This is a genomic window from Neisseria sp. P0022.S010, from assembly GCF_051956635.1.
In genome coordinates this window covers 1-1457 of the sequence record NZ_JBQCXF010000673.1, presented here as the reverse complement: position 1 = coordinate 1457, position 1457 = coordinate 1, and the positions used below count along the sequence as shown (strand labels likewise).

Genomic DNA, 1457 nt, shown 5'->3' with positions numbered 1-1457 from the left:
CATTCAGGAAGCCCGCAACAGCCAAACCGGCCGCAGCGAAACCTTCGCCTTCGACCCCGCCCACAACATCCTCGACATCCCGACATCTACTCCCTCTCCCGTGGGAGAGGGCCGGGGAGAGGGCAAAGCGACCGCCCCGATTTCAGACGACCCTAAAACTCAAGGTCGTATGAAATCACCTGCCAACCACAACCTTACCGGCGGCAACCGCCTCAAAGAATACAACGGCATCGAATACACCTACGACGCACTGGGTAACCTCATTTACCGCCAGCTTCCCAATGGCGAAAACCAATATTACCAATACGACCTAGAAAACCAGCTCGTCCGCGCCGAAATCAAAAAGCCAGCCGGCAACACCGAGATTTGGACCTACGCCTACGACCCGTTCGGCAGACGCCTTTCCAAAGAACGCCAAGACAAACTCGCCTGGACGAGTACCGATCCGAAACGCACCCATTTCGTCTGGGACGGCAGCCGCCTATTGCAGGAGTACACCTACAAAGGCTGCTACACCTATCTCTACACCGACCAAGACAGCTACGAACCGCTGGCGCAAGTCTTTGACAACGCCAAAGACGGCAAACAATACCTCAGCTATTTCCATACCGACCAAATCGGCATACCGCGCGAGATGACCGACATCCACGGCAATCTGTTGTGGTACGGCGAATACACCGCTTGGGGTCGTCTGAAAAAGGATGAGCGGGTCTATCGGAACGCGCATCAGCCGTTCCGACTTCAAAACCAGTACTTCGATGAAGAGACCGGCTTGCATTACAACCTGATGCGGTATTACGAGCCTGAGGCGGGGCGGTTTGTGAATCAGGACCCGATTAAATTAATTGGTGGAGATAATTTATATCAGTTTGCGCTGAATACGCAGGCTTGGATTGACCCATGGGGTTTGGTTCGCCTTATACGTTACAAACCCCGAGATACTATTTCGGCTCAAAATGGTGCACGTGGAACAGCCATAGATAGAGCTTGGAGAGAGGAAAAAGCTTTAGTTGAAGCAGGGGGTGGTACTCGAAATTGGACACAAGCAGAAAGAGATTTGATTTTGAACACGAAAAATAAAAATTTGACTTCTGTTATGTCTGGAGCAGGTTATACTGGTCATCATATTAATTCTGTTGAATTAGGCAGTCTAGGTCAAAAATGGAAAGGTGACCCAAGAAATATTGTATTTTTGCCTAATAGTAACCATCCTGGAGTAGTTGACGAACATTTACATTCTAATCAAGGGCATAGAGGTCGCTGGACCAATTTGGGGCGCGGTAGGTTAATTGATAGGCGAGCAATGTTGCAACAACTTAAAAAATGCATAAGATAGGAGTATATTATTATGTTTAGTTTGAAAACAGCAGTTAAAAATTTTTCTAATATTTATGGTCAACTTTCTCGTAAGGAGATCGATTTTGGAGAAATTATAATTGACGAAAAAATATTACAAG

General features: G+C 47.6%; 1 protein-coding gene. It reads left to right on the top strand.

What is annotated here, in order from left to right:
- The first annotated feature begins 1 nt into the window (after window position 1).
- On the top strand, window positions 2–1336 hold the full coding sequence (locus tag ACTHUT_RS20550) for an RHS repeat domain-containing protein (RefSeq protein ID WP_440419654.1): 1335 nt from the start codon (window positions 2–4) through the stop codon (window positions 1334–1336).
- Window positions 1337–1457 lie beyond the last annotated feature (121 nt).